This is a genomic window from Streptomyces celluloflavus, assembly GCA_000720995.1.
GTDB lineage: Bacteria > Actinomycetota > Actinomycetes > Streptomycetales > Streptomycetaceae > Streptomyces > Streptomyces celluloflavus.
Genome location: JOEL01000038.1, coordinates 21819 through 46766, shown reverse-complemented (window position 1 = coordinate 46766; position 24948 = coordinate 21819). Strand labels below are relative to the sequence as shown.

Below are 24948 nucleotides of genomic sequence, written 5' to 3'. Positions count from 1 at the left end.
CCATGAGACGCATACGTACCAGGCTGGGCGCGCTCGGTATCGCGCTGACCGCCGCGGTCCCCCTGTCCCTGACGGCGCCGGCCGCGGCCACCGCGACCCCCAACGGCACACCGGGCGCCGCGGTGAGCGCCACGGCGCCCACGGTGGAGGAGGGGCGGCTGGCACAGGCCGCGCCCCGGGAGATTCTGCAGCGCAGCGGATTCGACGCGTGGCAGCCGGAGTTCGCGCGCGGGCTGGCCCGGGTGACGACGTACCAGGAGGGGCAGCGGTATGTCGCGCGCGAGGGGCGGGCGCTGTGGCGGCGGGCCGTGGACCGCGTACAGGGACGCGGTCCCGCGGGCGGCGATCTGAGCCGGGACGACGACCGGCCGCTGTACTGGGCACGGCTGGGCATGACGAAGGAACTGCGGGCGTGGCACCCCGGCTTCCGGCTCTCCACCGCCCAACGGACCGCGCTGCTCGCATCGTTGGAGCGCGGTTCGCGGGGCCAGGACTCCATCGAGCTGCCCGCCGGGAAGCGGGTACTGCGGGTCGTGGTGACCGGCTTCGACCCGTTCCAGCTGGACGACGACGCGCGGCGCAGCAATCCGTCCGGGGCGGCGGCGCTGGCGCTGGACGGGACGGCGGTGCGGACCGCTTCGGGGCGGTGGGCCCGGATCGAGACGGCGGTCTTCCCGGTGCGGTGGGCGGACTTCGCGGCCGGCACGGTGGAGCGCACTCTGCTGCCGCAGCTGCGGCGCGGGCCGCGGCAGGCGGATCTGTTCACCACCATCAGCCAGGGCCGGCCCGGTCAGTTCGACGTCGAGCGGACCAACGGGGCCTGGCGGGGCGGTTTTCCGGACAACGCGCGGGAGTCGCGTACCGGGACCGTACCGATCCCGGCGGGGGTGCCGACGGTGCTGCCGCAGCCGCAGTGGACGACCACCACTCTGCCGTACGCGCGGATCGTCGCGGCCGATACGGGGCCGTATCCGGTGCGGGACCACACCACGGTGACCGAGATCCCGGCGGGCGGCGGCGCGCCGGTCGTGCGGCCGGACGGACCGACGCCGGGGTCCACGGCCCGCGCCGGGGGCGGCGGCGACTATCTGTCCAACGAGATCGCCTACCGGGCGACGCTGCTGCGGGACGCGGTGCGGCCCTCGCTCCCCGGCGGCCATCTGCACACGCCGGTACTGGAGTTCGGCCCCGGCAACGCGGACCCGGCGAGCGGACGGATCACCGATCCGGCCTTCGAACGGAACCGGGCCGCGATCACCGGGCAGGTGCGGCAGATCGTGACGGTGGCGGCGTCGGCGGTGGCCGCCCAGGGGTAGTCGTCCGGGGCGGGGCCGGGAACGACCGGTCGGGGGGGGCGGGCCGGGCATGATGGGCCGATGATTATCGCCGCCGCACAGTTCTCCCCGGTCCCGCTCGATATCGACGCCAACGCCGCGCGGATGGCCGCGCTCGTCACCGAGGCCGCCGGGCGCGGCGCCGGGCTGGTCGTCTTCGCCGAACTGGCGCTGACGCAGTACGACACGGTGGCGATAGCCGCCGTTCCCCGGCGGCTGACGGTCACCCCCGACGACGCCCGGCTGGCCCCCGTACGGGAGGCGTGCCGGGCGGCCGGGGTCGCGGCGGTGGTGAACGCCGCGGCCCCCGCCGCCGGGGGCGGACCGCGGCCGACGATCAGCTCGTTCGTCTACGGGCCGGACGGCGCGCTGCTCACCCGCTACGACAAGCAGCATCTGACCCCGGCGGAGCTGGAGGTCTTCGCGCCCGGCACCGCCGACGGCCGCTGCACCCTGAGCGGGATCCGCTTCGCGCTCGCCACCTGCTACGACTCCAGCTTCCCCGAGGTGCCGGCGCGGGCCGCGGCGGACGGCTGCCAGGTGTATCTCGCCAGCGCCTTCCACGACTCGGCGGACCGGGTGGCGGACTACGCGGACCTGGCGCGCGAGCACGGGCTGCAGGTGCTGCTCGCCAACGGTACGGGCACCGGGAGCCCCGGCCCGGCCTGCGGCCGCAGCGGCGCCTGGCTGCCCACCGGCGAGCGGGTGGCGACGGCGGGCGAGGGCCCGGACCCCGCCGAACTGGTGCTGACCGACGTCCGGGACCGGATCACGCTGATGGCCGACCCGGCGGTGGCGGCGGTGCCCGTCGAGGAGTGCGGTGAGGAGCTGGCGGACGTACGGACCGCGTCGCCCGCGCTGCTGGTGTCCGGGCTCCGGCACGACGCGGCGGGCGCCTTCGCCCTGCTGCGGGCGGGGCTGCTGCGGCGGCTGCTGGTGGCGCAGGAGTCGCTGCCGGACGGGCTGCGGCTCCAGATCGTCGAGGGGTACCGGCCGCCCGCCCTGCAACGCCGCTACTTCGAGGGATACTTGCACACGCTGCGCACGGCACACCCGGAGCGGTCCGCGGCGGACCTGCACCGGGCCGCCAGCCGCTATGTCTCACCGCCGGAGATCGCACCGCACAGCGCGGGCGGCGCGGTCGACCTCACCCTCGTCACCGCCGACGGCGGCCCGCTCGATCTGGGGACGCCGGTCAACGCGAGCCCGGAGGAGAGCGACGGCGCCTGCTACACGGGCGCGCCCGGCCTGTCCCCCGCCGCCCGCGACAACCGGCGGGTGCTGGGCGCCGCGCTGACCGCGGCCGGCCTGGTCAACTACCCGACCGAGTGGTGGCACTGGTCCTACGGCGACCGCTACTGGGCGCTGGCGACCGGCGCGGACCACGCGCTGTACGGGCCGGCGGAGCCGGTGCGCTGACGCCCGCCCCGCCGGCCCGCCCGGTCGGCGGATCCCGTCGGCCCGGTCAGGCCAGCTCGTCCAAGGTCGGGTAGGACGGCTGGGCCCCCGGCTTGGTGACGGCGGCGGCGCCGACGCGGACGGCGAAGCGGGCGGCGTCGGCCAGGCCGTCGCCGCGGGCCAGGCGGGTGGCGAGGGCGCCGGTGAAGGCGTCGCCCGCGCCCGTGGTGTCCACCGCCTCGACCCGTACGCCCGGGATCTCGCCGATGCCCGAGGCGTCCAGGACCAGCGCGCCGTCGCCGCCGAGGGTGATCACGACCGAGCGGGCGCCCTGGTCGCGCAGTGCGTGCGCCCACTCCCCCGGCTCGCCGTCGGCGCGCCCGGACAGCTGGCGGGCCTCGTGCTCGTTGACCACCAACGGGTCGGCGGCGGCGAGGAGTTCGGGGGCCAGGGACTCGGGGGCCGGGGACGGGTTGAGGACGACGCGGGTGCCGGCCGCCGCGGCGCTCGCGGCGGCCGCCCGTACGGTCTCCATCGGGATCTCCAGCTGGAGCGAGAGCACCGCGGACCCGGCGATGATGTCCGCGGCGGCCGCCACGTCCTGCGGGGTGAGGGCGGCGTTGGCGCCGGGCGAGACGACGATGCTGTTGTCGCCGTCCGGGCCGACGATGATCATCGCGGTGCCGGTACGCGCCGCCCCGTCCACGATGACCGGCGCCACATCGGTGCCCGCCGCGCGCTGGGCGGCCAGCAGCAGTTCGCCGTACGCGTCGCCGCCGACCCGCGCCAGCAGGGCGGTGCGCCCGCCGAGCCGGGCCGCGGCGGCCGCCTGGTTGGCGCCCTTGCCGCCGGCCGATTCGACCAGGTCCGTACCGAGCACGGTCTCGCCCGCGCCGGGCCGCCGCCCGACCCGTACGGTCAGATCCGCGTTGGCCGAGCCGACCACCAGGACGTCGTACATGTGCCGCTCTCCCATTTCTCGCCTCACCCTTCCTTCGTCCGGGCCCGTGCGGGCCCGTCTGTGCCGGTGCCGGTGCGCGGCACCGGCGTCAGCCGTCGAACTTCGCGGCGTTCTCCGCCGTCACCAGTACCACCGGTACCTTGACGTCCTTCGGCAGCCGCTCGCCGCGCGACGCCTTCAACGCCCAGTCCACGGCCTGCTTGCCGAGGAGCCGGGGCTGCTGGGCGACGGTCGCGGTCAGGCTGCCGGCCCGGACCGCGGCGATGCCGTCGGGGGTGCCGTCGAACGCCACCACCTTCACGTCCTTGCCCGACCGGCCGCCCAGCGCCTTGGACGCGCCGAGCGCCATCTCGTCGTTGGCGGCGAACACCCCGCCGATATCGCGGTGCGCCTGGAGCATGTTGGACATCACGTCCATGCCCTTGGTGCGGTCGAAGTCGGCGGGCTGGCGGGCGACGACCTCGATGCCCGGGTACTTCTTGATGCCCTCCTCGAAGCCCTGGCCGCGCTCGCGGGCGGCCGAGGTGCCGGGCTGGCCCTCCAGGAACGCCACCTTGCCCTTGCCGCCGAGCGATTCGGCGAGCGTCCTGGCGGCGAGCCGGCCGCCCGCGACGTTGTCGGAGGCGATGGTCGAGCCGACCTGGCCGCCGTTGACGCCGCGGTCGATGGAGATGACCGGCACCTTCGCCCGGTTGGCGACGCCGACGGCCGGGACGGCGGCGTCGGAGTCGACCGGGTTGATGATGGCCGCCTTGACGTCCTGGCTGGTGAACGTCTCCATCTGGTTGATCTGCTGGGTGGGGTCGTTCTGCGCGTCGGTGATGTTGATGCGCAAGCCCCGGGCGTCGGCCTCGGCCTGCGCGCCTTCCTTGATGCCGACGAAGAACGGGTTGTTCATCGTGGACAGCGCCAGGCCCAGGTCGGTGTTGCCGCCCCGGTCGCAGCCGGCCAGCCCGAGGGCGACGGCCGCCGCCAGCCCGGCCGCCAGTACCGCCCGGTTCCGCTGACGGGCCGTCATCGCACGCTCCGGCGGCGCAGCGTGTCCAGGAGCACCGCCAGCGCGATGACCAGTCCGGTGGCCACCTGCTGCCAGAACGCCGAGACGCTCAGCAGGTTGAGGCCGTTGCGCAGCACGGCGAGGATCAGCGCGCCGATGAGCGTGCCGGACGCCTTGCCGGAGCCGCCGGAGAGGCTGGCGCCGCCGATGACGACGGCGGCGATGGCGTCCAGTTCGTAACCGCCGGCGGCCTGCGGCTGGGCGGAGGTGAGCCGGGCCGCCAGGACGATACCGGCGACGGCGGCGAACAGACCGGACAGCGCGTAGATGACGAGCTTGCGGCGCCTGACGTTGATACCGGAGAGGCGGGCCGCCTCCTCGTTGCCGCCGATCGCGAACATCGCGCGGCCGGCGTACGTACGGGCCAGGATCAGCGCCGCGATCAGCCCCATCGCGATCATGACGAGGACGGGCACCGGCAGCCAGCCGCCGAGGGTGTCACCGAGCCTGCTGACGGAGGTGGGGAAGGCGATCGGTGAGCCGCCGGAGATGACCAGGGCCAGACCGCGGCCGATGGAGAGCATCGCGAGGGTGGCGATGAAGGCGGGCAGTCTGCCGTAGGCGACCAGCGCGCCGGAGACCAGTCCGGCCGCCACGCCGACCGCGAGGCCGAGCAGCACCGCGATCCATACGGGCAGCCCCTCATTGGTGGCGGCCCAGGCGACGACGGTGGCGGCGAGCGCGGCGACCGAGCCGACCGACAGGTCGATGCCCGCCGAGACGATCACGAAGGTGACGCCGAAGGCGAGGATCGCGGTGACCGACGCCTGGACGCCGACGTTGAGGAGGTTCTGTCCGTTGAGGAAGTCCCTGGAGAGCACCGCCATCACGACGACCAGGGCGAGCAGACCGCCGAGCGGACCGTTCTTGAGGACCGCCCCGGTGAACCACCGGCCGAACCCGTGCTCCCGGCCCGGGGGCGACGGGGTGTGGGCAGGGGTTTTCAGCAGCTCAGTCATCGGAGCCCTCCATCGCGCTCTGACCAGGGGTGTTCGTATGCGTGACCGCGTTGTCCGGGGACGGCGGTGTCCCGGTGCGGAGCGCCCCGTCGGGGGACCGGACGGCCAGTTCCATCACCGCGTCCTGGGTGGCGTCGCCGGCCGCCAGCTCACCGGCCAACCGGCCCTGTGCCATCACCAGCACCCGGTCGCTCATGCCGAGCACCTCCGGGAGGTCGCTGGAGATCATCAGCACCGCGCAGCCGGCCGCCGTCAGCTCGTTGATGAGCTGGTAGATCTCGACCTTGGCGCCGACGTCGATACCGCGCGTCGGCTCGTCGAGGATCAGCAGCCGGGTCTCGGTCAGCAGCCATTTGCCGATCACGATCTTCTGCTGATTGCCGCCGGAGAGGGTGCGGGCGTGCTGGTCCAGGCCGCTCATCCGGACCTTCAACTGCCCGGCGACGGCGGCCGCTTCGCGCCGCTGGCCGCGCCGGTCCACCAGCCCGCCGCGGGTGTCCCGGTCGAGCCGGGCCAGCGTCAGGTTGTCCAGCAGGGAGGCGTCGAGGACCAGGCCCTGGCCCTTGCGGTCCTCGGGGACCAGGCCGAGCCCGGCGCGCATCGCGGCCCGGACGTCGCCGCGGACCAGTTCCCGGCCGTCGATCTCGACCGTGCCGGCGTCGTAGCGGTCCACGCCGAAGATCGCCCGCGCGACCTCGGTGCGGCCGGCGCCGACCAGCCCGGCGAGGCCGACGACCTCACCGGCCCGCACCTCGAAGTCGATGTCCGCGAAGACCGGTGCGGCCGGGGAGCCCTTGGCGCCCCGGCTGCCGTGCCGGGTCAGACCGCGCACCCGCAGCAGCGGTGCGCCCGGCGCGGCGGGGCGCTCGCGCGGGTACTGCTCGGCGATGTCCCGGCCGACCATGAGCCGGATCAGCTCGTCCTCGCCGGTGGCGGCCGGCACCTCGTCCACCGAGCGGCCGTCGCGCAGCACGGTGACCCGGTCGCCGAGAGCGCCGATCTCCTCCAGGTGGTGGGTGATGAAGATGATGCCGACGCCGGACCCGCGCAGTTCACGGACGATCCCGAAGAGCGTCTGCACCTCCTCGGAGGTGAGCACCGCGGTCGGCTCGTCCATGATCAGGACGCGCGCCCGGAGGCTGAGCGCCTTGGCGATCTCGACCATCTGGAGCCGGGCGATACCGAGTTCGGCGACCGGGGTGTCCGGGGAGACGTCCAGCCGGACCCGGCGCAGCAGTGCGGCGGCGCGGGCGCGCATCGCCTTCTTGTCGATGAGGCCGAGGGCGGTGCGCGGCTGCCGGCCCAGAAAGATGTTCTCGGCGACGGTCAGGCCGGGGACGAGGTTGAACTCCTGGTAGATGGTGGCGATGCCGAGCCGCTCCGCGTCCTGCGCGGAGCGGATCCGTACCTCGCGCAGCGCGGCGGGCGTACCGTCCCCGCCGCCGTCGGCGACAGGGGCGACGAGAATCCGCCCCTCGTCGGGGCGGTGGGCACCGGAGAGCATCTTGATGAGCGTGCTCTTGCCCGCACCGTTCTCGCCGAGGAGGACGTGCACCTCACCGGTGCGCAGGTCCAGATCCACGCCGTCCAGCGCGCGGACGCCCGGGAACGACTTCGTCACCCCCTCCACGCGCAGCAGTTCGCGGCCGCCCGGTACGTCGTCGTTGACGCCGGTCATGCGCTGCCCCTCTCTTCTTCCTCGGTTCGCTGTCCCGGTGCCGTGCCCCGGGCCGGTGTACGGGCCGGCGGCTCACCGCAGGAGCGGCGGATGACGAGGTGCGCCGGCAGCAGCACCGACTCGGCCCGGCGGCCCTCGATGCGCTCCAGGAGGGTGTGCACGGCGGCCCGGCCCAGTTCGCGGGTGGGCTGGGCGATGGCGGTCAGCGGCGGATCGGTGTGGGCGAACCACGGCACGTCGTCGTAGACCACCAGCGCCATGTCGTCGGGGACGCGCAGCCCGCGGGCGCGGAGTTCGTCCATCGCGCCGAGCGCCATCAGGTTGTCGGTGGCGAGCACCGCGTCGGGCGGCTCCGGCAGGTCCAGGAAGCCGCTCATCACCCGGCGGCCGCCGGTGTGCTGGAGGTCGGGGGTGGCGCCGACCCGCTCGTCGGGCAGCGCGATGCCGTGGGCGGCCAGTGCCGTACGGAAGAGGTCGAGGCGCTCGTCGCCGGTGGGGGTGCCGGCCGGGGCGACGATGATCGCGGGGCGGCGGCGGCCCAGGGCGGCGAGGTGGGCGGCGAGTTCGGTGAGCGCGGTGCGGCCGTCGGCGCGTACGCAGGGGGCGTCGATACCGGGCACCGTGCGGTCCAGCAAAACCAGCGGGGTGCCGGAGGCGACGACCTCGCCGATCATCGCCGAGCCGGTACCGGCCGAGCTGACCAGCAGACCGTCGATCCGGCGGTCCAGCAGCGTACGGATGTAGTCGTCCTGCTGCTCGGGGCGCTCACCGGCGTTGCCGATGACGAGGCTGTAGCCGAGGCCGCGGGCCGCGTCCTCGACGGCGTCCGCCAGCTCGGTGAAGAAGGGGTTGGTGAGGTCGCTGATGACCAGACCGAGGGTGCCGGTCCGCGCGGTGCGCAGCGCACGGGCGACGTTGTTGGGGCGGTAGCCCAGCTCCCGCACGGCGGCGAGCACCCGCTCCCGGGTCTCCGCGACCGGCCCGTGGCCATTGAGAACCCGGGAGACCGTGGCGACGGACACCCCCGCCCGCTCCGCCACATCTTTGATGTTCGCCATGGCGCCGTTGCCATCCTGTTCATGCGATCGACGTGTAATCGATTTCGTGGGGCCTACGTAATCGATTACATGCGGGATGCGTCAAGGCATGGCGGGGGTTGGCTGCGTCACACCGGGGGGCTGCGGCGGCGATGTGCACGGATGTGCCGGCGGGGCGGTCGTGGGCTGAGGGGGGTGGCGAGCGACTGGCCTGGCACACGGTGCGGCCTGGGCGCGGCGTGGCGGCAGATGGCCGACCGGGGCGCCGACGGACGACCGGCGCCACGGGCTCGTCGGGCCGTTCGCCGTACCCCGTGCGGGCCGGACCTTGCCGCGAGGGGAGCGACGCGGGAACGCGAGCATGCGCACGATCTGGTTCGTGGCCATGGCCGTGACCTGCGGCGACCAGGTGGCTTGAGACGCTGGTCCGGGGGCCTTCCGGCTGATGTGGCCTGGTGTGTGTGCATGCCGCTCGCCGGCTCGGTCAACGTGGATCGGCGCCGTAGTTCCGTGGTGATCCCCAGGTCAGGGTGTGCAAGGACGGGTCGAGTAGCCGTTGAAAATCTTGACGGGGCTGGTCGAGTAGCCGTTGAAGATCTCGACGAGGCTGTCGGACTGCCGGCTCTGGTTCATGACCAGGCTGTACGCGATATCCAAAGCCCCACCGGTCAGCCGAAGTCAATGGCGGCCAGCGCGGGGCCGGCGAACGCCAGCGCATACTGCAGCCTGACGGCGCCGCGCCGCGCCGCGTGGCTCACCACGGCGCTGGGCAGGCAGAGCGCCGACATTCCCGCGACTGCGGACAGGCCCATCGACCACTGAGCCACGCCCACCAGGGGCCCGCTTGTCCCGTCTCCGCTGTACGCCTGATTGAGGACGATGAGGAGGAACGCCCCGTAGGCAACAGCGAGCAACGGGAGGCCGATACCGGCGAACACGCGCACCGCCGCCGTGGACGGCGCGAACGGGTCGGCCGCCGCAGCGGGGGCGGCAGTGGAATTCGGTTCTGGTGCGGTCATGACCGCCACCCTCGCCCACGCGCGCTGCCCGGTCATCGTGGCGAATACTCATGAGCGGAGAGACCACGTACTCAAAGATCCCCCGGCGATCTCGCCCCTCCGAAGCCAAGGTGCTCTCGGTCAGCGCTCCGAGCCGTCCGCCGGACTTGCCGCCTCCTCGGGCGGCGGCCAGGCCGTCGTTGGTGGCGGCCAGACCGTCGTTGGCGGCGGCGAGCGCGAACTCGCGGTGCGGATCGGCGAAGACGGACATCATGGCGGAGGAGTCCCGGCCGTGGCGGGTGCTGCTGTCAATGCCCTGCGCGACGGGGACTTCGGCCTGCTGCCCGGTCATGCGGCGCCGCCATCACCGGTCGAACCGGTTGCTGCGCCACCGGCGGGAAGGGATGCCGGCGGCCTCGGCCATCGCGTGGATGACGATCTGCCGGCCGTGGCGGTGGACGAGGTTGGTTGTGGTGGCGCCGCTGTGCGCGGATCACCTCCGGGACGGTGTGCGGGTCGAGTCGCTGATATCGGACGATCCAACGGCCCTGCCTCAGACGGACGTTGGCACTGTCGTGGACGCGGACGTGGCGCGAGGCGGACGACCACCAGGTCAGCTCGGAGGCTCGGAGGGCGAGTTGAAGGGCGGCTGCCGCGCGTCACCACTCCCGCCGCAGCAGCGCTGCCGGACTACCGCAGGACCAAGTGACAGCCATTCCCCTCAACATCGATCAGCGGAATGCGACCCAAGTGACTCCCGGACCCATGACCGCTCCCGCCCCATCAAGACGTCTCGGCGAACCCGGTCGATTCACCGTTGCACCGGCTGGGGTGGCCCTCGCGAGGCCGTGCACCGCGTGCCCGCTCCGGGCCTCGGGCTCCGGACTCCGGGCTCCGGGCTCCGGACTCCGGACTCCGGACTCCGGACTCCGGACTCCGGGCTCCGGGCTCCGGCGGATCGAAAACCCGGTGCGTTTGGGCCGGTTCACGTTCGATACTTGTGCGAAATCCGCGGCGGACGGGAGGAGGAGACCGTGAAGCTTGCCGAGGCGCTGGCAGAGCGTGCGGAGGCGACGCGCCGTGTGGAGCAGTTGCGAGCGCGGGTCGTTGGCAGTGCGCGGTATCAGGAGGGTGAGACGCCCGCCGAGGATGCGGCCCAGTTGCTGGCCGAGGCCGGTGAGGTGCTGGGCGCCCTGGAGACGCTGATCCGGCGGATCAACCGGACCAATGCCGCGGTGGAGATGGGCCGGGACGGCACGCTCACCGACGCGCTCGCGCGCCGGGATGTGCTGCGGCTGCGTCATTCGGTGGTCACCGCGGCGGCGGATGCGGCGGCGGGTACGGGCGAGCGGGGCTACGGCCGCCAGCTTCGGTCCGAGCTGATGATGCTCTCCGCGCTTCCGGTCGCGGAACTGCGCGGTCAGGCAGATGTGCTCGCACGGGAGATCCGTGAGATCGATGTGCGGATCCAGCGGACGAACTGGGAGGCCGATCTGCTGGACTGAGCGGTCCCGGCAGGGCGTGACGATGTGGAGCAGGTAGCCGTTTCGGAGGCGTGCACACACCGAGGGCCAGCGGTTTTCCGGCCCCCAACTGGCGCGTGAAGAGCAACGCGGGGGGTTCGACTCCCCTTCAACAGTGCAGCTCAGCATCGCGTACAGGTAACGGTGCATCTCGCACAGCACATCACCACGTGCAGATCCGAAGCGGTGAGGGCGGGCTCGGGGTTTCCCACATCGCAACAGCAGGCCGGTTCAGCGGGGTCAGGGCAGGTTCCGGCGGGCGCCGCTGCCCGGACACCACGCACCGCGCGGACGCTCCCCGGAGGCGCACGCGGGAGCGGAACACGAGAGCCGAACGCGGAGGCCGAACGCGATCAGGCTCCCTTGGTGCGGGCCCGTACGTGCATGCGCTCGCCCTGCGGCCCGTACAGCGCGAGCCATTCCACGGGACGGTCACCGGCGTTGGCGACGCCGTGCGGTACGCGGGTGTCGAATTCGGCGGCCTCGCCCGCGGTGAGGACGAGGTCGTGCTCGCCGAGCGCGAGGAGCAGCTGTCCGGACAGGACGTAGAGCCACTCGTGGCCCTCGTGCATACCCTGCTCAGGCCGTCCGGTCCGGGGGGTCTTGGGCGCGGGCAGGATCTGCTTGTAGGCGTGCAGCCCGCCCAAGTGCTTGGTCAGGGGTATCCAGGTCTGGCCGTACCGGGCGAAGGGGCGCGGGTGGATCCGGGGATCGCCGGTCTCCGTGCCGACCAGTTCGTCCAACGTCACGCCATGCGCCTTGGCCAACGGCAGCAGATGCTTGAGGGCGGGCTCACGCTGCCCCGTCTCCAGCCGGGAGAGCGTGCTCACGGAGAGCCCGGTGACCGCGCTGAGCCGGGTCAGCGTCGTACCGCGCCGCTGCCGCAGGGCACGCAGCCGCGGCCCGAGGGCGGTCAGGGCGTGTGCGAGGTCGTGGTCGTCGGCGGGGCCGCCCCCGGCCCCTGTCGCGGAGTCATCCATGCCCCTATTTGCCGCCGCGGCAAAGATCGTTGTCAAGCCGGAAAGCCGAGGCGCAGCCTGCCCCCATGACAGAGCACACCACAACGGACAAGACCCTCGCGGACGCCGGGACGGGTCCACTGTCGACCGAGGAATTCTGGGACGCCCGCTACCGTGCCGCCGAGCGGATCTTCAGCGGCCGCCCCAATGACGCACTGGTACGCGAGACGGCGCCACTGCGCCCCGGCACCGCGCTGGAGCTGGGCTGCGGCGAGGGCGGCGACGCCATCTGGCTCGCCGGGCAGGGCTGGACCGTGACCGCCACCGACGTATCGTCCGTCGCGCTCGGCCGGGCGGCCGGCCAGGCGCGGGCGGCGGGCGTGGACGACCGGATCGAATGGCAGCGCCACGACCTGGCCGAGTCGTTCCCGGCCGGGACGTACGACCTGGTCAGCGCCCATTTCCTGTACCCGCCCGAGCCCTCGGCCCGCGAGCGGATCCTGCGCCGGGCGGCACGGTCCGTCGCACCCGGCGGAGTCCTCCTGATCGTCAGTCACGCGGGCTTCCCGCCCTGGGAGCAGGACCCCGACCCGGACTTCGTCTTTCCGGCCCCCGAGCAGCTCCACGCGGCGCTGGGCCTGCCGCCCGAGCAGTGGGACACCCTGGCCGCCGAGACCTACGAGCGCCCCGCCACGGCCCCCGACGGGCGGCCCGCCACCCGCCTGGACAGCACGCTCAAACTCCGTCGGCACCCAGACCGGGCGCGCGCTCTCTGACGCGGCCCCTCCTGCGGCGCGCCACCACGGCACTCGCGCCGTCGGTCACACTGGCGCGCCGCAAGTATCAACTGCCGCCGTTCCAGGGTCAGTCGGCGAGGCTCACGATCATCTTCCCGGTGTTCTCACCGCGCAGCAGGCCGAGGAACGCCTCGACGCCGTGCTCGATCCCGGCCACCTTGGTCTCGCGGTACTTCAGCTCGCCGGAGCGGATCCAGGCGGAGACCTCCTGCACGAACTGCGGCTGGAGCGCGGCGTGGTCGGCCACCAGCATGCCCTCCAGGCGCAGCCGCTTGCCGATCACCAGCGCGAGGTTGCGCGGCGCGGGGGTCGGTTCGGTGGCGTTGTAGACCGAGATCATGCCGCAGATGGTGGCGCGGCCGTGCACCTTGAGGGAGCTGATGGCCGCTTCGAGGTGGTCGCCGCCGACATTGTCGAAGTAGACGTCGATACCGTCGGGCGCGGCCGCCTTGAGCTGCTCGGCGACGGGGCCGTTCTTGTAGTTGAAGGCGGCGTCGAAGCCGTACTCCTCGACCAGGAGCTTGACCTTCTCGTCGGACCCGGCGGAGCCGATGACCCGGGAGGCGCCCTTGAGCCGGGCGATCTGGCCGACCTGGCTGCCCACCGCACCGGCCGCGCCGGACACGAAGACCGCGTCGCCCTCCTTGAACGAGGCGACCTCCAGCAGGCCCGCGTAGGCGGTCAGGCCCGGCATGCCCAGCACGCCGAGGTAGGTGGTGAGCGGGGCGAGCTCCGGGTCCGCCCGCACGGCGCGCTCGGCGTCCAGCACCGCGAACTCCCGCCAGCCGAGGCCGTGCAGGACGTGGTCGCCGACGGCGAGGGAATCGGCGCGCGAGGCGATGACCTCGCCGACCGCGCCACCGTCCATCGGCTTCTCCAGTTGGAACGGCGGGACGTAGGACTTCACGTCGTTCATCCGGCCGCGCATGTACGGGTCCACGGAGAAGTGGAGGTTGCGGACGAGGATCTGGCCCTCGCCGAGCTCGGGCACGGCGGCCTCGCGCAGCGCGAAGTCCTCCGGGGTGGGCCAGCCGTGCGGGCGGGCGACGAGGTGCCATTCACGGCCGGTGGTGGGCAGAGCGGACATCAGCGCGATCCTCCAATTGCTTCAGGTACTGAAACAACCATGCTCCTCGATATTTCATGTTGTCAAGCAAGTGGGTATCCTGGTGTGTATGACTCCGCGCGCAGACCCCTTGACCTGCGAGGTCGTCGACCTCATCGGCACCGTCGTCGCCCGTTACCACGAGGAGTACGAGCACGCCGCGGCCGAGCACTCCCTCACCGGCGCGCAGGCGCGGGTGCTCAGACTGCTGGCCGTCGAGCCGCTGCCCATGCGGCGGATCGCGCAGCGGCTCAAGTGCGAGCCGTCGAACATCACGGGCATCGTGGACCGCCTGGAGTCACGCGGCCTGGTGGAGCGCCACCCCGACGCCGCCGACCGCCGCGTCAAGCTGGCCGCCCCCACCACCGAGGGCGCGCACACCGCCGAGCGGCTGCGGACGTCCCTGGACTTCGCGCGCGAGCCGCTGGGCCGGCTGACCGCCGTCGAGCGCACCCTGCTCAAGGAGCTGCTCCAGCGGATGCTGGGGGTGGCGCCCGAGGGGGACGACGCGGAGGCGGACCGGCCGGAAGGTCCGACGTCGATCTAACCTGGAGCCATGAAGCCCCAGAGCACCACGCACCACACCGTCGACTTCTACTTCGACCCGATCTGCCCGTTCGCCTGGATCGCCTCCCGCTGGATCCTGGAGGTCGAGAAGCACCGTGCGCTGACGCTGCGCTTCCGGGTGATGAGCCTGTCGGTGCTCAACGAGGGCCGCGAGGATCTCCCGGAGGAGTACCGCCGGCTGCTGGACGACGGCTGGGGCCCCGTACGGGTGTGCATCGCGGCCGCGCAGGAGCACGGCGAGGACGTGCTGCGCAAGCTGTACACCGCGCTCGGCACCCGTATCCACCGCGACGGCCGGGACGGCCCGGAGCACACCGCCGCGGTCATCGACGAGGCGCTGGCCGAGGCCGGACTGCCGGCCGAGCTGGCGCGCGCCGCCACGAGCGACGCGTACGACGACGCGCTGCGCAAGAGCCACCACGAGGGCATGGACCCGGTCGGCGAGGACGTCGGTACGCCCACCCTCCACATCGACGGTGTGGCCTTCTTCGGCCCGGTCCTGATGGCGATCCCGCGCGGCGAGGACGCGGTACGGGTCTTCGACGGCGCCCGGCTGCTCGCCGGTTACGACAAGTTCTTCGAGCTGAAGCGGACCCGCACCGGCGACTTCGACTTCAGCTGACGCCCCGGGCGGAGGTCCGCTCCGGCGCCGCGCCGGACGGGGCCGGTGCCGCGTCGGACGCCGCTGCCCCGTCCGCCGGTGCCGCCGCCGCCGTCCGCACACCCCGCAGCATCGTCACCGACAGCACCGCCGCGCAGACCAGCACGCCCGCGGCGACGAGGACGGCGATGTGCAGGCCATGGGTGAAGGCCGTCCGGGCGGCGGTCAGCAGCTCCGTGCCGATCCGGCCCGGCAGCTCACCCACGACCGCTGTGGCGCCCGCCAGCGTCTCCCGTGCCGCGTCCGCCGCGCCCGCCGGGAGCCCGGCCGGCAGCGCGCCGCCCACATCGGCGCGGTAGACCGCGCTCCCGACACTGCCCAGGATCGCCATCCCGAGGGCGCCGCCCAGCTCCGTGCCCGACTCCAGTACGGCGGAGGCGGAGCCCGCCCGCTCCGGCGGGGCGGCCCCGATCGCCAGCTCGTTGCCGAGCGAGACCACGATCACCAGGCCCGAGGCGTAGACCGCGGAGCCCCCCAGGACGAACCAGAGCGCCGAACCCGGTTCCAGCCAGGACAGCCAGAGGAATCCGCCGGCCCCGATGACGCACCCGGTGGCGATGACATACGCCCGGTCGATCCGCTGGGCGAGCGCCGCGGCGGCCGGTGCCATCGCGCCCACCGCGAGGGTCGGCAGCAGATTCCACAGCGCCGCCTCCAACGGGCGCATGCCCCGTACCGACTGGAGGTACTGGGTGAAGAACACCGCGCAGCCGACCATGGCGAACATCGCCATCAGATTCATCAGCACCGAGACGCTGTAGGCGCGGTGCCGCAGCAGCGCCAGATCGAGCATCGGGTGGCGGGCGGTGCGCTGCCGGTGGACGAACCCGACGCCGGCCGCCAGACCGACCACGACGGCGGCGACGGGCAGCGCGGCCACCCCGTTGCGGGCGATTTCCTTGACCCCGTAGACGATCGGCAGCATCGCGGCGAGCGACAGCGCCGCGCCCGGCAGATCGAACCGCCCGGCCGCCGGATTCCGGGACTCCGGCAGCAGCAGCGGCCCGCACACCAGCAGCAGCGCCATCGCGGGCGCGTTGATCAGGAAGACCGAGCCCCACCAGAAGTGTTCGAGCAGCGCCCCGCTGAGCACCGGACCGATCGCGATACCGCCGGTGACGGCCACCGACCAGATGGCGATCGCCCTGCCGCGCTGCTTCTCGTCGTGGAAGAGATTGCGGATCAGGGCGAGCGTGGAGGGCATCAGGGTCGCCCCGCCGATACCCAGCAACGCCCGCGCGGCGATGAGCATTTCGGCGCTGCGCGCGTACGCGGCGAGGCCGGAGGCGAGGCCGAAGAGCACGGCGCCGGTCAGCAGCAGCCGACGGCGGCCGATGCGGTCGCCGAGCGCGCCCATGGTGATCAGCAGCCCGGCCAGGACGAAGGCGTAGACGCCCAGGATCCACAGCTGCTGGACGGCGCTGGGCCGGAGTTCCGCGGTCAAGAACGGCACCGCGAAGTAGAGGACCGAGACGTCCATCGAGACCAGCAGCGCGGGCAGCAGCAGGACGCCGAGGGCGGTCCACTCCCGGCGGCCGGCCCGCGGCGTGGGTGTGTACGTGGTAAACGACATGCCGGACACCGTAAGCAGCTCATGCTTACGGTGCAAACAATAGGCACAGCAAGGCAATTGGAGGTTCGTCACACTAGTGCACTACCCAGCGCGGGACCCCGTTGAGGACCGCGCTGCTACGCTCGGCCCCGTCGAAATTCCGCTGGTGCACTAGTACGGAGGCCGCCGCCGTGGACCGCCCCGCCCCGCCGCCCTACCGCCGGATCGTCGACGAGATCCGGCGCCGCATCGACGCCGCCGAGCTGGCACCGGGCGACCGGGTGCCCTCGACCCGGCGGATCACCCAGGAGTGGGGCGTGGCGATGGCGACGGCCACCAAGGTCCTCACCACGCTGCGTCAGGAAGGGCTGGTCCGGGCCGTACCGGGCGTGGGGACGGTGGTCGCCGAGCCGCCGCGGGCACCGCGCGGCGAACCGCCGCGCGGGCGGCGCCCGCGGGAGACGGACGGCGGGCTGAACCGCGAACGCGTCGTCCGGGCCGGGATCAAGGCCGCCGACGCGGAGGGGCTGCGCGCGCTGTCGATGCGCCGGGTCGCGGCCGAGTTCGGGGTGTCCTCGATGGCCCTCTACCGCCATGTGGCCAACAAGGACGAGCTGGTGCTGCTGATGGCGGACGCCGCCTTCGCGGACGTGGTGCTGCCCGACCCGGCACCCGACGACTGGCGCGGGCGGATGGAGGCGGGCGCGCGCCTGCAATGGCAGCTCTACCAGCGGCATCCGTGGCTGGCGCAGTATCTGTCGGTCACCCGGCCGCAGCCGATGCCGCACGGGATGGCGCTCATCGAGTGGACCATGGCGCGGGTCGAGGGGCTGGATCCGCTGACGCTGATCCATATGGCCGTCACGCTGCTGAACCACGTCCGGGCCACCGCCGCCGGGTTCGAGGACGATCTGGAGGCCGAGCAGGAGACCGGTATGGACCAGCACCAGTGGATGGCGGCGATGGAGCCCGCGTACGAGAGCATCATCGCGTCCGGCGGCTACCCCATGTACACGGGCATCGACGGGACCGAGCCGAACGCGCTGACCCTGGAGACGCTCTTCGAGTTCGGCCTGACCCACCTGCTGAACGGCATGGGGCTGCTCATCGAGCGGCGGGCGGCGCAGGCGACTTGAGGCCGACGCGGGCCGGCGCCGCCCCGCACGTATCCGACTCCTCCCCGGCCCGAAAGCCGGGGTCCGCCCGGAGGTATCCGATGAACCGCTCCGCCGACCACAGCCCGTCCACCGGCTCCGGCACGCCCGCCGGCCCACCCGGACCCGTCGCCTTCCAGCTCGTGCTGCTGCGCCGGATGGCCGACCACCACCCCGGGCTCGTCGAGGACGCGCTGCGCCGGCTGGGGGTCTCCCGCGCGCAGCTGCGCGAGGCCAACCGCCGCTGGCAGGCCCGGATGCACGCACCGCGCGCGCCCGGCGGCGTCCAGCCCTACCGCGCCCTGCTCGGCGCCCCCGAGTCCGTCACGGCCCGCCGCCTCGGCGATCTGACCTGCGAGGCCCTGAGCTGGCCCGTCCCCCTCTGGCCCGAGCTGCGGTTCGAGGTACTCACCGCCGGCCGGGGCGCCGTCTGGAACGCCTGGCTCGTCCGGGCCCCCGGCGCCGCCGCCCCCGCGCTCCGTACGACCGCCGACCTCGTCCCCTGGTCCTGCACCGTCGACGAGGTCGCCCGCGCCTTCGCCCCGGCCCGCCCGATGGAGGGCAGCGCCCCCACTCGCTGGCGGCTGGCCTGCACCGCGCCCGGCCCCGAGGGGGAACTCCACGACATCGTCACGGAGTTCACCTGGGGACTCTTCCAGCACCGGGTCGGCTGACCGACCCCTCGGCGCCCGGTGACGCCCCCGTCTCCTTCGCCCGGTCGGCGGACCCCCGCCGCCCCCGTCCCCCGACCGGCCCTCCCAGCAGGCAGCTGACGGAGTGCGCGCACAGGATGACCGACGAGAGGTCCGTCACGGACGCTCCGTCGCTACCGGCCCTCCGGGGAGGAGTCAGCCATGACCATCAGCCTCGCCCAACTGCGCCGTTGTTCGATCGCCGTCGATCTCGGCGCGTCGCGGACCAGGGTGTACGTCAAGAACCAGGGGCTGGTCGTCGACGAACCGACCGTCGCCGCCGTCAACGTGCGCACCGGCGCGCTGCTGGCCGTCGGCGCCCAGGCCGCGGTGATGGACGGCCGCACCCCCGACCACATCCGCGTCGTCCGCCCCGTCTCCGGCGGCACCGTCGTGGACATCGACATGGCGCAGCGCCTGCTGCGCCATCTGGTCGGCGACAAACTGCGCCGGGCGTGGCGGCGGCTGCCGACGATGCGGGCCGCGGTCTGCCTCCCGTACGGCAGCCAGCCGCTGTCGCAGCGGGCCGCCGTGGAGACGCTCAGCGGGATGGGCGCCCGCCGCGTCGAGCTGGTGGACACCCTCGTCGCCACCGCGGTCGGCTGCGGGCTCCCGGTGGAGCAGCCCGAGGCGACCATGATCGTGGTGTGCGGGGCCGGTACGACGCAGGTCGCGGTGCTCTCGCTCGGTTCGATCGTGGCCGCCGAGACCGTCGCGGTGGGGGGCGACGCGATCGACCACGCGGTGATCCAGCACCTGCGGCTGCACCATGAGCTGATGATGCCGGGCCAGGCCGTCCACCCCCTGCACCTGGTGCTCGCCGGCGGCGGGGCCACCCCGGGCTCCACCGAGGTGCACGGGCGGGACATCGTCAGCGGCCTGGCCCGCTCCGTGCAGGTGGACACCGAGCGGGTACGGAACGCCATCACCACGCCGCTGACCGCGATCCTGGACGCCATCGGGGCGGTACTGCGCCGCTGCCCGCCGGACCTGGTGGCCGATCTCGGCGAGCGCGGCATCATGCTCGCGGGCGGCGGTGCGCTGATCCCCGGCCTGGAACCGATGATCCACCAGGCCACCACCATGCCGGTGCACATCGCCGACCGCCCCGGCACCTGCCCCGTACGGGGGCTGGGCGCCATGATCGAGGGCAAGGTGGAACCCCTGCACCTCGACCCCATGGCCCCGTAGTCCCCGGATGGCCCGTGGCGTCCCGCGCCGCCCGCCGGCGGCTCAGAGCGCGCGGGCGTTCCAGGCGACCACCGCGGGGCGGCCGTGCTCGGTCCCGAGGAGGCCGACCGCCCCGGTCTCGAAGGTGAAGCACCCGCCCGCCGCGGGCGGCAGCCCGAGCCTGCGGGCGGTCAGCACCCGCAGGAAGTGGGCGTGCGCCACCAGCGCCACCGCGCCCTCACCCGCCGCCAGGTGGGGCGCGAGCCGCGTCAGCACCCGGTCGGCGCGCGCCCCGACCTGCTCGGGCGACTCCCCCGGGTGCCCGGCGGGGCCGGGCGCGACGCCGTCGGTGAACAGGTACCAGTCGGGCCGGTCGCGCTGGATCTCGGCGGTGGAGCTGCCCTCGTACCCGCCGTAGTCCCACTCCCCCAGGTCGGGATCGACCGACGGGTCCGCGAGGCCGGCCAGCTCGGCGGTGCGCACCGCGCGCGCCATCGGGCTGGTGTACACCCGCGCGATCCTCCGGCCCGACAGGAGCGGCCGCAGCGCGCGGGCCTGCTCCTCGCCGTCGGCGGTGAGCGGCAGATCGGTCCAGCTGGTGTGCCGTCCCGAGCGGCTCCACTCGGTCTCGCCGTGCCGGACCAGGAGCAGCTCGCTCACTCCGCCCGCTCGCTCTGCTGGGCCTCGGCGACCGACGCGCGGACCTCGTCCATGTCCAGACCGCGGGCCTGGCCGATGACGTCCTCCAGCGCGGCCGGCGGGAGCGCGCCGGGCTGGGAGAACACCGCGATGTTGTCCCGGACGATCATCAGCGTGGGCACGGACTGGATCTGGAAGGCCGAGGACAGCTCGGGCTGCGAGTCCGTCTCGACCTTGGCGAAAACGAGGTCCTCGTGCTTGTCGGACGACCGGGCGAAGATCGGCGCGAATCGCTTGCACGGGCCGCACCAGGTGGCCCAGAAGTTGATCAGGACGAAGTCGTTGCCGGAGACGATCTCGTCGAAGTTGTCCTTGGTGAGCTCTACCGTGCTCATGCGTTGCTTCCCCATTTCCGGTCGGTCTGTCGTCGGTGTCCAGGCCGTGCAGCTGCGGTAACGGGAGCGTGCCGGAAGGTATTCCGGGTGGCCTGTTCCCGGTGGTCGCCGCCGTGCGCCGGGCCGCCCGCTCCCCCGCCCACCGCACACCGTCCTGCACCCGCCGCTCCCCGGCCGAATCGACACCCCGCCCGGCGCGGCGAACCGGCCACCGCGGGACGGCCGGCGGAGCCCGCCGCGCGGGACGGGACCGTGCGGGCCGCCGCCGGCGGCTAGCATCGCCGGCAGAAACCAGGAACGGAGTTTTCATCAGTGCGTCATCTGCGCGTAGGCGTCGCCATCTTGACCATGGGGAACCGCCCCGACGAGCTGCGGGCGCTGCTCGACTCGGTCGCCGGACAGGACCTCAAGGCGACCCATATCGTGGTCATCGGGAACGGTTCGCCGCTCCCCCCACTGCCCGAAGGGACGACGGGCGTCGAACTGAGTGAGAACCTCGGGGTCTCCGGTGGCCGGAACGCGGCCCTGGACGAGCTGCGGAAGCTCGGCGACGTGGACGTGGTGGTCGACCTGGACGACGACGGGCTGCTGATCAGCCCGGACGTCTTCAGCCGGCTGGCGGAACTGTACGCACGCGACCCGGAGTTGGGGATCGTCAGCTTCCGCATCGCCGACGAACGGGGCCGCACCCAGCGCCGGCACGTCCCCCGGCTGCGCGTCGGCGACCCGGCGCGCGGCGGCTATGTGACGACGTTCCTCGGCGGCGGGCACGCCCTGTCCCTGCCGATGCTGGACCGGATCGGCGGGTGGCCGGACGAGTTCTTCTACGCGCACGAGGAAACCGACCTGGCCTGGCGGGCGTTGGACGACGGCTGGCGGGTTCTGTACGCGCCGGAGATGGTGCTCCAGCACCCCTGGACCTCGCCCACCCGGCACGCGGTCTACCACCGCATGGTGGCCAGAAACCGGGTGTGGCTGGCGAAGCGGCATCTCCCGGCGCCGCTGGTCCCGGTCTACCTGGGGGTGTGGACGGCGCTGACCGTCGTCCGGAACCGGTCGGCTGCGGGGTTGCGGGCGTGGGCGGGCGGTTTCGCCGAAGGCGTCCGCACACCGTGCGGGCGGCGCAAGCCGATGCGCTGGCGCACGGTGTGGCGGATGACGAAGCTGGGCCGTCCGCCGGTCATCTAGACCGGCGGACGGCGGTCCGCCCCGGGCCGCCGTCCGCCCGGGGCGGCGGGCGTCATACGTCCGAGGCGAGCCGGATGCCCTCGTAGGCCAGCCACTGGGCGTAGGTGTGCAGTCCGTAGACGAGGTCGGTGGGGGCCCGGCGGTCCGGCGGCGGGGGCCCGGCCGGCGGCCGGGGCGCGGCGGCCGGTGGCGCGCCCCCGACGACCGGCACCGGCCGGACGGCCTTGCGGACCGCCGCCGCCATCTCGGCGACCGTGCACCGGGCACCGTCCGCGAGCGCGGTCGCCGGGACGGCGCTCTCCGGCGGGGGTGTGCGCGCCATCGCGGACAGGGCGTCGGCCAGATCGCTCACATGCAGCGGCCGCAGCACCTCACCGGCGCTCTCCTCGATGACCAGGGGCTGACTGCGCAGCGCGGCCCACACCAGGCGGCCGATCCGCGAGTCGCGCGCACAGCCCGGCCCGTACACGTCCCCGACGTCCAGGGTGCGGATGCCCGCCGCGGCCGTCGTGCGGGCGGGGTGGCGGAGGGTGACGCGGGCGCTGCCGTCCCGCTCGCCGCCGTGCAGGCCGGTCAGGTCGAGCACCGCGTCGTAGGCCGGTTCCGCGGTGCGGTCCGGGGCCGGGTCCCGGGGGGCCGACGCCAGGGCAGTGACCCGGTGTCCGCGGTCCGCCAGTCCGCGTAGGAGGTGTTCCCCCAGGGGTGTGGCGGAGCCGAGCACCGCTATCCGGCGGGATCCGGCGGGGCGGGGCGGTTTCGCCGGACGGGGCCGGGCCGCCGCTTCCCGGCCCGCTTCGATACCGGCCCGGGTGATCCTCGCCAGTTCCTCGCGCAGCTCGGCGATCCGGTCCTCGGTGTGCGCGTGGCTGATCCCGCCGGGGCCCACGGTCGCCAGGGCCTCGGCGAGTACGGCCGCGTCGGGTGCCGCGCCGCCGTCCGGCCCCGCGCACCGGTGCGCCTCGCGGCGCTGGGTGAATCCCATCGTGAAGGCGGTCAGCCAGGTGCCCTTCGCGGCGCTCAACGGGACGACTTCGGCCATTTGTACGATGGCCGGTTGCAGTCTTTCGCTCCGTACGCCGATGCCTTCGAGGTACTGCTCGCAGTCCATGTGCAGCCAGCGCGACGGCCCGGGGCCGTCTTGGCGCACCGCGCACTGCGCCACGCCGTGCTTGAAGAACGGGAGCACCTTCAAGCCGCTCAGCCGGGCCCCTTCGCGACCGGGAACGTCCCCGGGCAGAAAGCACACCGAGCGGCGCGGTCCGCGGAACGCATTGCCGGAGATACTGCCGTGGTCCTCGTGTTCGGCGAGGCTCGGCACCGAGACGTACGCCGGAATTCCATTGTCGCGCAAGTACCGGTACATCAGGATGTCATCCGGCCAGGCGTCCAGGCGGTTTCTGCCGTAAGCCACGAATCCGGTGGCGACCTGTCTGGGCAGAATGATGGCCACGCACGGGAAGTACTCGTTGACGGCGCTCACCCAGCGGGCTCCCGCCATGGCGCCGAAACGCACCGCGGCGCCGTTCCGGGAATCCCAGAGCGCGAAGAGCGCGAGCGCGGCGTCCGGCATCTCCTCGATCGCCAGCCGGGCCCGCTCGAAGAATGTCTCCGACAGGATCATGTCGTCCTGGACGACGAGCTGGTGCGTGGCACCGTCCTCAATGGCGGACCACGCCGACAATGCGGTACGCAATACGGACGGTTTTCCCGCGGGGTCCGGGTCCATGACGACCCGTAACGCTCCCGGCGGTGCCGAGTCCGCGAGCCGCTGCGCCGCTTCGAGGCGTTTCGGGTGGGTCATCACGGCGCCGCTCATCCGATAGCGCGTCACAATTCCTCCGGCCGTTTCCGCTGCTCCGGTCAATCCGGCAGCAGGTGAATCCGGACAGTACGGCGGTCGCCATCAGCACCGCAAGACTGCCGAAATCGCGCTCTGGTAACGGCATTCCGTGAACGCCATGCTGACCCGGCGATCACCCATGTTCACGCGTAGGGAGAGGATTTCATGTCCGAGTCAGCGAACAACACCGGAATCGGGACGGGAACCGGAAGCGCGGATACCGTCGCCGCCCGGCTGGAGAAACTGCGGGACGCCCGTGTGGTGGTCACCGGGGGCGGCGGCCTGGTGGGCAGCCGGCTGGTGGCGCTGTTACGCGAGGCCGAGGCCGAGGTCACGGTGCTGGACCGGCTGGACGCGTATCCCGAAGCGGCGCACACCTTGTTCGGGGTGGAGAAACTCGGGGCGGATGTGGTGGTCGGTGACATCTGCGACCGGGACGTGGTGCGCCGGCTGGTGACCGGCGCGGATTACGTCGTGCACGCCGCCGCCTACGCGGACGTGGCCGCGTGCACCCGGCGGCCCGACATCGCCTTCCGGGCGAACGTCGAGGGCACCCAGGTGGTGCTGGAGGAGACCGCCGCCTCCGCGGTCCGCCGGCTGGTGCTCATCTCGTCGGCGGCGGTGTACGGCGACGGCGATCCCGGGATCCGGGGGCCGCAGGTGTTCCACGAGGACCAGCAGCTGCTTCCGGTGTCCGTCTACGCGAACTCCAAGCTCTGGGCGGAGCACCAGACCCGGCTCCTGCTGGGCGGCACGACCGGTACCGAGTACGCGGTGCTCCGGTACTTCTCCGTCTACGGCGACCCGCAGATACCCAAGCCCGGCAGCCATTCGTGGATGGTGGCGTGGCTGTCCATGCAGGCCCGGCTCGGGCGTCCGATGCAGCTGAACGGGGGCGGGGTGCAGGTGCGGGACCTGGTGCACGTCGAGGACGTGGCGGCGGCGACCGCGCTGGCGCTGGTCGAGGACGGGATGGCCGGACAGACCGTCAATGTGGGGACGGGAGTGCCGACCTCGGTGCGGGAGGTGGGGGAACTCATCGCGCCGCACTTCCCCCGCTCCCGGTTCGTCACCACCCCCCGGCCGGCGGGCGATCCGCTCGGCGGGTACGCCGCGACGGAGCGCTGCCGTGAGCTGCTGCGGTGGGCGCCGCGCATCGACGTACGCGCGGGCGTGGAGCGGTATGTGCGCTGGCTGTCCGACACCCCGCAGGCGGTGCCGGAGTGGCTGACCGAGTCGGCCGCATGACAGCCTGCCGGCGAAAACCCAGGCGGCACACCACGG

General features: G+C 73.2%; 21 protein-coding genes and 1 pseudogene. 11 read left to right on the top strand and 11 right to left on the bottom strand.

What is annotated here, in order from left to right; genetic code table 11:
- The first annotated feature begins 2 nt into the window (after positions 1-2).
- Both IH09_RS27270 and IH09_RS37965 read left to right on the top strand, forming a co-directional pair.
- Positions 3-1316: a C15 family peptidase gene (locus IH09_RS27270; protein ID WP_052860140.1), complete on the top strand. Its 1314-nt coding sequence runs from the start codon at positions 3-5 to the stop codon at positions 1314-1316.
- Between the two features lie 60 nt (positions 1317-1376).
- Positions 1377-2753: a nitrilase-related carbon-nitrogen hydrolase gene (locus tag IH09_RS37965; protein ID WP_110952621.1), complete on the top strand. Its 1377-nt coding sequence runs from the start codon at positions 1377-1379 to the stop codon at positions 2751-2753.
- 46 nt (positions 2754-2799) lie between these two features.
- Here IH09_RS37965 and IH09_RS27260 read toward each other — a convergent pair whose 3' ends face one another.
- The 5 genes and pseudogenes from IH09_RS27260 to IH09_RS27235 all read right to left on the bottom strand — a co-directional run bounded on the left by IH09_RS27260 (position 2800) and on the right by IH09_RS27235 (position 9443).
- Complete coding sequence (locus IH09_RS27260; protein ID WP_052860139.1) at positions 2800-3708, bottom strand: ribokinase; 909 nt, start codon at positions 3706-3708, stop codon at positions 2800-2802.
- A gap of 73 nt (positions 3709-3781) precedes the next feature.
- Positions 3782-5709 (bottom strand): annotated as a pseudogene (locus IH09_RS40230) (ABC transporter permease/substrate-binding protein).
- Positions 5702-7387 (bottom strand): sugar ABC transporter ATP-binding protein, encoded by a 1686-nt coding sequence (locus IH09_RS27245; protein WP_052860136.1) that lies wholly within the window; start codon positions 7385-7387, stop codon positions 5702-5704. The pseudogene IH09_RS40230 and the gene IH09_RS27245 overlap by 8 nt, the downstream one beginning before the upstream one ends.
- Positions 7384-8445: a LacI family DNA-binding transcriptional regulator gene (locus IH09_RS27240; protein WP_052860135.1), complete on the bottom strand. Its 1062-nt coding sequence runs from the start codon at positions 8443-8445 to the stop codon at positions 7384-7386. Before IH09_RS27240 ends, IH09_RS27245 begins: the two co-directional genes overlap by 4 nt.
- A 647-nt stretch (positions 8446-9092) precedes the next feature.
- Complete coding sequence (locus IH09_RS27235; RefSeq protein ID WP_190233428.1) at positions 9093-9443, bottom strand: hypothetical protein; 351 nt, start codon at positions 9441-9443, stop codon at positions 9093-9095.
- Positions 9444-10456: 1013 nt separating this feature from the next.
- Here IH09_RS27235 and IH09_RS27230 point away from each other — a divergent pair.
- The gene (locus IH09_RS27230) at positions 10457-10927 is read left to right on the top strand and encodes a DIP1984 family protein (RefSeq protein WP_052860133.1); all 471 of its coding nucleotides are present in this window, start codon (positions 10457-10459) and stop codon (positions 10925-10927) included.
- Positions 10928-11298: 371 nt separating this feature from the next.
- Here IH09_RS27230 and IH09_RS27225 read toward each other — a convergent pair whose 3' ends face one another.
- Positions 11299-11925, bottom strand: a complete 627-nt coding sequence (locus IH09_RS27225) for a helix-turn-helix domain-containing protein (RefSeq protein WP_052860132.1) — start codon at positions 11923-11925, stop codon at positions 11299-11301.
- A 65-nt stretch (positions 11926-11990) separates the two neighbouring features.
- Between IH09_RS27225 and IH09_RS27220 the strand changes: the two genes are divergently transcribed.
- Entirely contained in the window at positions 11991-12680 is a 690-nt protein-coding gene (locus IH09_RS27220) for a class I SAM-dependent methyltransferase (protein WP_052860131.1), read from the top strand.
- Positions 12681-12768: 88 nt separating this feature from the next.
- On the opposite strand, the gene IH09_RS27215 is transcribed toward IH09_RS27220, so the two are convergent.
- Complete coding sequence (locus IH09_RS27215; RefSeq protein ID WP_205379162.1) at positions 12769-13791, bottom strand: NADP-dependent oxidoreductase; 1023 nt, start codon at positions 13789-13791, stop codon at positions 12769-12771.
- 85 nt (positions 13792-13876) lie between these two features.
- On the opposite strand from IH09_RS27215, the gene IH09_RS27210 reads away from it, so the two are divergent.
- Positions 13877-14353 carry a MarR family winged helix-turn-helix transcriptional regulator gene (locus IH09_RS27210; protein ID WP_052860159.1) on the top strand — a complete coding sequence of 159 codons (477 nt, stop codon included), beginning with the start codon at positions 13877-13879 and terminating at the stop codon, positions 14351-14353.
- Between the two features lie 9 nt (positions 14354-14362).
- Complete coding sequence (locus tag IH09_RS27205) at positions 14363-14995, top strand: mycothiol-dependent nitroreductase Rv2466c family protein (RefSeq protein WP_052860129.1); 633 nt, start codon at positions 14363-14365, stop codon at positions 14993-14995.
- Here IH09_RS27205 and IH09_RS27200 read toward each other — a convergent pair.
- Positions 14988-16607, bottom strand: a complete 1620-nt coding sequence (locus tag IH09_RS27200) for an MFS transporter (RefSeq protein WP_110952620.1) — start codon at positions 16605-16607, stop codon at positions 14988-14990. The genes IH09_RS27205 and IH09_RS27200 overlap by 8 nt on opposite strands.
- Before the next feature lie 170 nt (positions 16608-16777).
- Between IH09_RS27200 and IH09_RS27195 the strand changes: the two genes are divergently transcribed.
- The 3 genes from IH09_RS27195 (at position 16778) to mreB (ending at position 19623) form a co-directional block, all read left to right on the top strand.
- Positions 16778-17722: a GntR family transcriptional regulator gene (locus tag IH09_RS27195; RefSeq protein WP_052860128.1), complete on the top strand. Its 945-nt coding sequence runs from the start codon at positions 16778-16780 to the stop codon at positions 17720-17722.
- An 80-nt stretch (positions 17723-17802) separates the two neighbouring features.
- Positions 17803-18414 (top strand): hypothetical protein, encoded by a 612-nt coding sequence (locus IH09_RS27190; protein ID WP_052860127.1) that lies wholly within the window; start codon positions 17803-17805, stop codon positions 18412-18414.
- Between the two features lie 180 nt (positions 18415-18594).
- Complete coding sequence (gene mreB, locus IH09_RS27185) at positions 18595-19623, top strand: rod shape-determining protein (RefSeq protein ID WP_052860126.1); 1029 nt, start codon at positions 18595-18597, stop codon at positions 19621-19623.
- Positions 19624-19665: 42 nt separating this feature from the next.
- Here mreB and IH09_RS27180 read toward each other — a convergent pair whose 3' ends face one another.
- Positions 19666-20262, bottom strand: coding sequence for a histidine phosphatase family protein (locus tag IH09_RS27180; protein WP_052860125.1), 597 nt, complete (start codon positions 20260-20262; stop codon positions 19666-19668).
- On the bottom strand, positions 20259-20636 hold the full coding sequence (locus IH09_RS27175; protein ID WP_052860124.1) for a thioredoxin family protein: 378 nt from the start codon (positions 20634-20636) through the stop codon (positions 20259-20261). The genes IH09_RS27180 and IH09_RS27175 overlap by 4 nt, the downstream gene beginning before the upstream one ends.
- Positions 20637-20948: 312 nt before the next feature.
- Here IH09_RS27175 and IH09_RS27170 point away from each other — a divergent pair, with 312 nt between their 5' ends.
- Positions 20949-21824, top strand: a complete 876-nt coding sequence (locus IH09_RS27170; protein ID WP_052860123.1) for a glycosyltransferase family 2 protein — start codon at positions 20949-20951, stop codon at positions 21822-21824.
- Positions 21825-21876: 52 nt separating this feature from the next.
- Here IH09_RS27170 and IH09_RS27165 read toward each other — a convergent pair whose 3' ends face one another.
- Positions 21877-23625: a hypothetical protein gene (locus IH09_RS27165; RefSeq protein ID WP_190233427.1), complete on the bottom strand. Its 1749-nt coding sequence runs from the start codon at positions 23623-23625 to the stop codon at positions 21877-21879.
- Positions 23626-23829: 204 nt separating this feature from the next.
- On the opposite strand from IH09_RS27165, the gene IH09_RS27160 reads away from it, so the two are divergent.
- Positions 23830-24912, top strand: a complete 1083-nt coding sequence (locus IH09_RS27160; protein WP_094795107.1) for an NAD-dependent epimerase/dehydratase family protein — start codon at positions 23830-23832, stop codon at positions 24910-24912.
- Positions 24913-24948 lie beyond the last annotated feature (36 nt).

What these genes read in the sequence shown, in the direction of transcription:
- IH09_RS27270 (WP_052860140.1), top strand. Translation starts at nt 3, where the DNA reads ATGAGACGCATACGTACCAGGCTGGGCGCGCTCGGTATCGCGCTGACC.
- IH09_RS37965 (WP_110952621.1), top strand. Translation starts at nt 1,377, where the DNA reads ATGATTATCGCCGCCGCACAGTTCTCCCCGGTCCCGCTCGATATCGAC.
- IH09_RS27260 (WP_052860139.1), bottom strand. Translation starts at nt 3,708, where the DNA reads ATGGGAGAGCGGCACATGTACGACGTCCTGGTGGTCGGCTCGGCCAAC.
- IH09_RS27245 (WP_052860136.1), bottom strand. Translation starts at nt 7,387, where the DNA reads ATGACCGGCGTCAACGACGACGTACCGGGCGGCCGCGAACTGCTGCGC.
- IH09_RS27240 (WP_052860135.1), bottom strand. Translation starts at nt 8,445, where the DNA reads ATGGCGAACATCAAAGATGTGGCGGAGCGGGCGGGGGTGTCCGTCGCC.
- IH09_RS27235 (WP_190233428.1), bottom strand. Translation starts at nt 9,443, where the DNA reads ATGACCGCACCAGAACCGAATTCCACTGCCGCCCCCGCTGCGGCGGCC.
- IH09_RS27225 (WP_052860132.1), bottom strand. Translation starts at nt 11,925, where the DNA reads ATGGATGACTCCGCGACAGGGGCCGGGGGCGGCCCCGCCGACGACCAC.
- IH09_RS27220 (WP_052860131.1), top strand. Translation starts at nt 11,991, where the DNA reads ATGACAGAGCACACCACAACGGACAAGACCCTCGCGGACGCCGGGACG.
- IH09_RS27210 (WP_052860159.1), top strand. Translation starts at nt 13,877, where the DNA reads ATGACTCCGCGCGCAGACCCCTTGACCTGCGAGGTCGTCGACCTCATC.
- IH09_RS27205 (WP_052860129.1), top strand. Translation starts at nt 14,363, where the DNA reads ATGAAGCCCCAGAGCACCACGCACCACACCGTCGACTTCTACTTCGAC.
- IH09_RS27200 (WP_110952620.1), bottom strand. Translation starts at nt 16,607, where the DNA reads ATGTCGTTTACCACGTACACACCCACGCCGCGGGCCGGCCGCCGGGAG.
- IH09_RS27190 (WP_052860127.1), top strand. Translation starts at nt 17,803, where the DNA reads ATGAACCGCTCCGCCGACCACAGCCCGTCCACCGGCTCCGGCACGCCC.
- mreB (WP_052860126.1), top strand. Translation starts at nt 18,595, where the DNA reads ATGACCATCAGCCTCGCCCAACTGCGCCGTTGTTCGATCGCCGTCGAT.
- IH09_RS27175 (WP_052860124.1), bottom strand. Translation starts at nt 20,636, where the DNA reads ATGAGCACGGTAGAGCTCACCAAGGACAACTTCGACGAGATCGTCTCC.
- IH09_RS27165 (WP_190233427.1), bottom strand. Translation starts at nt 23,625, where the DNA reads ATGACCCACCCGAAACGCCTCGAAGCGGCGCAGCGGCTCGCGGACTCG.
- IH09_RS27160 (WP_094795107.1), top strand. Translation starts at nt 23,830, where the DNA reads ATGTCCGAGTCAGCGAACAACACCGGAATCGGGACGGGAACCGGAAGC.